This is a genomic window from Xanthomonas sp. WHRI 1810A, from assembly GCF_040202885.1.
Lineage (GTDB): Bacteria > Pseudomonadota > Gammaproteobacteria > Pseudomonadales > Pseudomonadaceae > Aquipseudomonas.
Genome location: NZ_JBEGED010000037.1, coordinates 1 through 6,378, shown reverse-complemented (window position 1 = coordinate 6,378; position 6,378 = coordinate 1). Strand labels below are relative to the sequence as shown.

Below are 6,378 nucleotides of genomic sequence, written 5' to 3'. Positions count from 1 at the left end.
GGCGTCACCACGCGGAGCGTGGGGACGATCATCCTGCGGGAGGCCACTGATTACCCGTTGGAGCGAGGCTTGCCCGCGAAGAGGCCCGCATGGGCAATGCATCTCCAGCGCCTGAATATCCTTCGCGGGCAAGCCTCGCTCCAACAGGGTTCATCATCAATCCTGATGCATGGCGACGCGGAGCGTCGCGGGCGGCGTTACCACGCGGAGCGTGGGAACGATCATCGATTCCCGGCCCGATGCACCGCTTCTGCCGAAGGCGTGGGAGCTGGCTTGCCTGCGATCTGGCGCGCAGCGGCAGCGAAACCTGCCGATGCGGTATCAACTGACACACCACGATCGCCAGGTTTCAGGGCCGCTTCGGTCGGACGCGACCCCGGACCCATCGTCGGCAAGCCGGACTCCCACGCCCTCCGGGCAGAAGCAAAGTACCCCATCACCCGTTGGAGCGAGGCTTGCCCGCGAAGAGGCCCGCACGGGCAATGCATCTCCAGCGGCGGAATACCCTTCGCGGGCAAGCCTCGCTCCAACAGGGTTCATCATCAATCCTGATGCATGGCGACGCGGAGCGTCAGGTGCGGCGTCACCACGCGGAGCGTGGGGACGATCATCTAAGCCGGAGCGCGGCGGGCGCGGCGTTACCGCAACACACTCTGCAAAAACTGCTGCGTGCGGGGTTCTGTCGGGGCGGTGAATATCTGGGTGGGCGGGCCCATTTCGACGATCTTGCCGCTGTCGAAGAACACCACCCGGTCCGCCACTTCCCGGGCAAAGCCCATTTCGTGGGTGACCACGATCATGGTCATGCCCTCTGCCGCCAGGCCTTTCATTACGTTGAGCACATCGCCGACGGTTTCCGGGTCCAGGGCCGAGGTAGGCTCGTCGAACAGCATCAGCCGCGGTTTCATGGCCAGGGCGCGGACGATGGCCACCCGCTGCTGCTGCCCACCCGACAGCTCCGAGGGATAGCCCTCGGCCTTGTGCCGCAGGCCAACCCGGTCCAGCAGCGCCAGCGCCTGGCTTTCAGCCTCGGCTTTCGTCGCGCGCTTGAGCTTGACCGGCGCCAGGGTCATGTTCGCCAGCACGGACATGTGCGGGAACAGGGTGTAGTCCTGAAACACCATCCCCACCTCTTCCCGCAGCCGCGCCAGCGCCTTGCGGTCACCGGCCTTGATCGACTCGCCGCCGGCAATCACCACGCTGCCGGCCGAGGGCTCTTCCAGGCTGTTGAGGCAGCGGATGAACGTGGACTTGCCCGAGCCGCTGGGGCCGATGATCACCACCACCTCCCCTTCGCTCACGTCCAGGTCCACACCCTTGACCACCTCGTGCTCCCCGAAGCGTTTGTGCAGACCGCGCACCGTCAGCATGGGGCTCATAGGCCGGCCTGTTCACGGGTGGCGGCCTGCAGGCGCTCATGGGCCGACGCCAACCGGTCGCGACGGGCTTGATTGGCCTGGCGCTCGGAGAGAATCCGCGCATTGGCGCGCTTGAGGCTGGGGGTGAGCGACGCCAGCGACGGCCCGCCCGCCGAAGAGCGGGCCTGCACGTTGGCCGTCGGGTCCAGGCAATCACGAACCATGGCCGCCGGCAGATTGAGCGCATGCCCCAACTGCTCCATGGCGCAGGCATCCACCATGGCGGTGTCGATCTGATGGGCGAACAGCCCGGCGTCCATGGCCATGCGCACCACGCCGCCGACCACGTGATGGGCTTCCCGGAATGACAGGTCGGCTTCCCGCACGATCAGGTCCGCAAGCCCGGTGGCCGTTGAGAAATCCTCCCCCGCCCGCTTCACCGCCAGCGGCACATTGGGCGTGGCGGTGCGCAACACCAGGTCCAGCAGTTTCAGGCAGCGCAGGCTTTCTTCCGCCGCCTCCCAGAAACCCCGGGTGCCCTCGCGATTGGCGTCGCCGGTGTGGGAAAAATTGGTGCCCTTGACGGTGATGCTCGCCCCCATCAACAGCCCGACGATGTGCCCGGTGCGGCCCTTGAGGTATTCGAGCACGGTGGGGTTTTTCTTCTGCGGCATGATGCTGGACGTGGCGGCCACGCTGTCCGGGAACTCGATCAGGCTGAACTCGTGGGTGCTCCACACGAAGTAATCCTGGGCCACGCGGCTCCAGAACACCGACAGCAGGCTCAGGTGCGACAGGCTTTCCAGAATGAAATCCCGGGAGCCCACCGCGTCCAGTGCGTTGTCCAGGTAACCGTCGAAGCCCAGCAGTTCGGCGGTGCGCGCGCGGTCGATGTCGAACGGCGTGCCGGCAAACGCGGCGGCGCCCAGCGGGCTCTGGTTCATGGATTCCAGGGTCTGGGTCAGGCGCTTGCAGTCGCGCTCCAGCGCCTGCTCCACCGCCGACAGGTAATAGCCGTACGTGATCGGCTGCGCCGGTTGCAGGTGAGTGTAACCGGGCATCACCACGTCGGCAAACACCTCGGCGTTGTCGACGGCGGTCTGGCGCACCTGGATCAGGCCGTCGATCAGGTCCATCAGCACTTCGCGGCAACGCAGACGGTCCAGAGTGGCGAGGATGTCGTTGCGGCTGCGACCGGTGTGCAGGCGGCCGCCGATGTCGGTGCCGATCTGCTCGATCAGGTGTGCTTCGTAGTTGAAGTAGGCATCTTCCCGGGACGGGTCGAGGGTCACCGCGTCGGGCCCGGCGCTTTCCATGTCCAGCACGCCTTTGGCCAGCACGGCGGCATGTTCGCTGCGGATCAGGCCTTGCTCGGCCAGCATCACGATGTGCGCCTTGTTGACGTTACCCAGGTTATCGAAACCGGCGGCGAAGCCTTCCAGCCGCGGCCGGTAGATGTATTCGTTGACTTCCGGCGCGGTGGTTTCCTTCAGGCGCCGACTGACTTTGGATTCTTGCATGGGGAACATTCCTTAAAGGGTGGCGCGCGTCACTGGGCGACCCAGGCGACGTTCGAGATAACGGCTGAGCCAGCTCAGCAGCGAACAAATGACGAAATACACCAGCAGCACCACGCCGTAGACGGTGAAGGCCGGGCTGACGCCGGTCATGACCGTGGTGCGTTCGATGATGATCTGACCGACCTTGAGGAATTCGCTGACACCGACCAGCGCCCCCAGGGACGTGGCCTGCACCAACATCGTCAACAGGCCGGTGTAGGCCGGAAGAATCGCCCGCATCGATTGCGGGGCGATCACGTACAGGTAGATCTGCCAGGGCCGTAGTCCCAGCGCCCAGCCGCTTTTCCATTGATGGCGCGCCACCGACTCCAGCCCGCCGCGCACGATCTCGATGCCGTTGGCGCTGCCCCACAGGGTCAGGCCGGTGGTCACCGCCGCGAACGGGCTGAGATTGAGCCCCAGCATCGGCGCGCCGAAGAAGATGAAGAACACGTTGACGATCAGCGGGATCGAGCGAAACAGCTCGACGTAGGCGTGGATCGTCCACCACAACAGCCGGTTTTTCAGGGTCGCCAATACGCCGAACACCGCCGAAATGATCGTGGTGAACAGCAGGATCACCAGCGCCAGGCGCAAGGTCATCCACAGACCCTTGGAGACGAAGCCCCAGTTTTCCACCAGAAAATTCATTGAGGCCTCACTGCCGGAACGGTCGTTGCAAGTGAGCCGAGAGGCGTCCGGTCAACAGCGCGAGCACCGCCACCAACCCCAGGTACATCACGCAGATGGCGCTGAACATCTCGATCGCGCGGAAATCCGTGGCGATCCGGTCCACCGCCACAAACGTCAACTCGGCCAGGCCGATGGCTTGCAGGTAGGACGAGTTTTTCAGCAGCGAAATCGCCGTATTGAGCATCGCCGGCAAGCTGGTGCGCACCGCAATCGGCAACGCCACCAGGCAGAAGTAATGCGCAGGCTTGAGGCTCAGCGCCAAGCTCGCCTCACGCATGCCGTGCTCGACAGTAGCCAGACCGCCGCGCACGTTTTCCACCTGATACGCCCCGGCCCACAGCGAGAGGCACACCACCCCCGACCAGAACAGCGACAGCTCAAGGCCAATGGCCGGCAGGCCGTAGAAGATGAAAAACAGCTGCACCAGAATCGGTGTGTTGCGAATCAGCTCCACGTACAGCACCACCAGCTGCGACAGCACCGGCACGTTCATCACCCGCGCCGCCCCGCCCAGCACGCCGATCAACAGCGACAAGCCGATGGCCAGCAGCGACACCCGCAGCGTCATCAACACGCCGTCGAGCAGCGCGGGCCATTGCGCCAGCAGGTAATTGACGTCGAAATCCATCAGCGGCGACCGGTCACAGGGCTTCGGCAGGCTTGGCCTGCTCGAAGACGCTCAGGTAGTAGCTCTGGATATTGGCGGGCACGAACTGCTGGACCCAGACGCGGTACAGCTTTTCTTCATGCATGCGGGCCACGGCGGCGCTCAGGTAATCGCGCCATTGCGCTTCGTTCTTGCGCACACCGATGGCGGCGTCGGAAATCTGGAACGGCTCGTTGAGCAGGCGCGCGTCCTTGTCGTTGTCGGCCACCACCACCAGCGTCGCGGCGTCGTGTGTGTAGGCGTCGGCCCGGCCCTGGCGGAAGGTCTGCAGGGCATCGGCGGCGCTGTTCATGCGCAGGGTCTTGACCTCTGGCATGTGGTCCTCGAACCACTTGGCCTGCACCGAGCCCTTGAGGGTGGCCAGGGTCTTGCCGTTGAGGTCCTTGATGCTGTTGATCGGGCTGTCTTTTTTCACCAGCACGTCGCTGGCGCCCCAACGGTACGGCGTGGTGAAGTCGATCACGCGCTGGCGTTCCGGGGTGACGCCCAGGGTCGCGATCAGAAAATCGACCTTGCGCCCGAGCAGTTGCGGCACGCGGTTTTCAGCGGTAACGCAGGTGAAGGTCACCTTGTCTTTGGAGCCCAGGGCCCACAACGCGATCTGCCGGGACATCTCCACTTCGACGCCGGCGAACTCACCGCTGCCGTCCTGAAAACCATAGGGTGGTTGGTCGCAACGCACACCGGCGCGCAGCTGGCCGGCCTCTTTGATCTCATCGGGAACGGGAGGCAGCTCAGCCGCGAGCACCTGGGTCAGACCGGCCAGCGACAGGCACGAGAACGCCACTGCACTGCCAAGGATTTTGAAAGAAAACGCCATGATGCCTCCTGGTTACATACCAGCATCGTCGGGCGCGGGGCCGGCAACGGTGCAATGAATTCAAGGGCAGAACTGAAAAGGGATGCAGCGGTACAGCGGTTGGTTGAAGGCGTGCCGGGATCGCATCCGTCTCTGCGGTCATGTCGATCTGACACCTTGTTATAAAGCCTCTGGCTCATGCCAACAAATGACAATACAGTGGTGACCCATACCAAATTGATATGGCCTGCCATGAACTTCAAACAAGTCGAAGCCTTTCGCGCCGTGATGTTGAGCGGTTCGATGACCGCCGCCGCCGAAGCCCTGCACACCTCTCAACCCAACATCAGCCGCTTGATCGCGCAGATGGAGCGCACCAGCGGCTTCAAATTGTTCGAACGGGTCGGCGGCCGCCTGCTGCCCACCGACGAGGGCGCGGCGCTGTTTGCCGATGTCGAGCGGGCGTTCATCGGCTTGCAGAGCCTGCAAAAGTCGGCGCAGAACATCCGCCTGGGGGGGACCGGGCGCCTGCGGATTGCGGCGGTGCCCTCGCTGTCATTGACGGTGCTGCCCCGGGTGATTCAGCGCTTCCGCCAGGAAAACCCGGACGTTGCGATCTCGATTCACACCAGTGACTCGCCCATGGTGGCGCACTGGGCGGCCTCGCAGTTTTGCGACCTGGGGTTGGCGTCGTACATCGGCGAAGACATGCCGGGGGTGAAAACCCAGGTGATCTGCGACGTGCCGGGGGTCTGCGTGTTTCCCAAGGGGCACCGCCTGAGCGGGCTGACCACCGTGGGGCCGGAGGACTTGAAGGGCGAAGAGTTTATTTCCCTGTCCCAGAGCGACGGCTCGCGCAGCCGGGTCGACCGGGTGTTTCCCGACGACAAGGGCCACCGCAAACTGAACCTGGAAACGCCGTATGCCGCCACCGTGTGTTCGCTGGTGGCGCTGGGCCTGGGCGTGAGCATTGTCAGCCCCATGGTGGCGCTGGAATACCTGCACACCGGCATCGAAACCCGACCGTTCAGGCCGAAGATCCGTTTTTCCACCTACCTGCTGCTCCCCGCCGACCGCCCGCAAAGCCTGCTCTCCCAGCGGTTCGGGCAACTGATCCACGAAATGCTGACCGCGGCGTCGCAGGATTGGCAGTAGGTGCTGATCATTCCGTGTGGGCATGCATACAAAGATGCTTCGCGTCAGAGCAGGGACGCGGAGCGTCGGAGGCGGCGTCACCACGCGGAGCGTGGGGACGATCATCCTACGGGAGGCCACTGATTACCCGTTGGAGCGAGGCTTGCC

General features: G+C 64.2%; 6 protein-coding genes. 1 reads left to right on the top strand and 5 read right to left on the bottom strand.

The annotated features are described in order from the left end of the window. Window positions 1-638: 638 nt before the first annotated feature. Genes ABQX22_RS26525 through ABQX22_RS26505 form a run of 5 tightly spaced genes read right to left on the bottom strand, consistent with a single transcriptional unit; the run spans window position 639 to window position 5,097 of the window. A complete protein-coding gene (locus ABQX22_RS26525) occupies window positions 639-1,379 on the bottom strand; it encodes an amino acid ABC transporter ATP-binding protein (RefSeq protein WP_349802840.1) in 741 nt (246 codons plus the stop codon). After that, the gene (argH, locus tag ABQX22_RS26520) at window positions 1,376-2,878 is read right to left on the bottom strand and encodes an argininosuccinate lyase (RefSeq protein WP_349802839.1); all 1,503 of its coding nucleotides are present in this window, start codon (window positions 2,876-2,878) and stop codon (window positions 1,376-1,378) included. The genes ABQX22_RS26525 and argH overlap by 4 nt, the downstream gene beginning before the upstream one ends. Window positions 2,879-2,890: 12 nt before the next feature. Continuing rightward, a complete protein-coding gene (locus ABQX22_RS26515; protein WP_349802838.1) occupies window positions 2,891-3,568 on the bottom strand; it encodes an amino acid ABC transporter permease in 678 nt (225 codons plus the stop codon). Between the two features lie 7 nt (window positions 3,569-3,575). Further along, window positions 3,576-4,238 (bottom strand): amino acid ABC transporter permease, encoded by a 663-nt coding sequence (locus ABQX22_RS26510; RefSeq protein WP_349802837.1) that lies wholly within the window; start codon window positions 4,236-4,238, stop codon window positions 3,576-3,578. Window positions 4,239-4,251: 13 nt separating this feature from the next. Further along, on the bottom strand, window positions 4,252-5,097 hold the full coding sequence (locus ABQX22_RS26505; RefSeq protein WP_349802836.1) for a transporter substrate-binding domain-containing protein: 846 nt from the start codon (window positions 5,095-5,097) through the stop codon (window positions 4,252-4,254). 231 nt (window positions 5,098-5,328) lie between these two features. On the opposite strand from ABQX22_RS26505, the gene ABQX22_RS26500 reads away from it, so the two are divergent. After that, window positions 5,329-6,231: a LysR substrate-binding domain-containing protein gene (locus tag ABQX22_RS26500; RefSeq protein ID WP_349802835.1), complete on the top strand. Its 903-nt coding sequence runs from the start codon at window positions 5,329-5,331 to the stop codon at window positions 6,229-6,231. The last annotated feature ends 147 nt before the right edge of the window (window positions 6,232-6,378 follow it).

Coding starts and splice junctions, on each gene's coding strand:
- ABQX22_RS26500 (WP_349802835.1), top strand. CDS start 5,329: ATGAACTTCAAACAAGTCGAAGCCTTTCGCGCCGTGATGTTGAGCGGT.
- ABQX22_RS26510 (WP_349802837.1), bottom strand. CDS start 4,238: ATGGATTTCGACGTCAATTACCTGCTGGCGCAATGGCCCGCGCTGCTC.
- argH (WP_349802839.1), bottom strand. CDS start 2,878: ATGCAAGAATCCAAAGTCAGTCGGCGCCTGAAGGAAACCACCGCGCCG.
- ABQX22_RS26525 (WP_349802840.1), bottom strand. CDS start 1,379: ATGAGCCCCATGCTGACGGTGCGCGGTCTGCACAAACGCTTCGGGGAG.
- ABQX22_RS26505 (WP_349802836.1), bottom strand. CDS start 5,097: ATGGCGTTTTCTTTCAAAATCCTTGGCAGTGCAGTGGCGTTCTCGTGC.
- ABQX22_RS26515 (WP_349802838.1), bottom strand. CDS start 3,568: ATGAATTTTCTGGTGGAAAACTGGGGCTTCGTCTCCAAGGGTCTGTGG.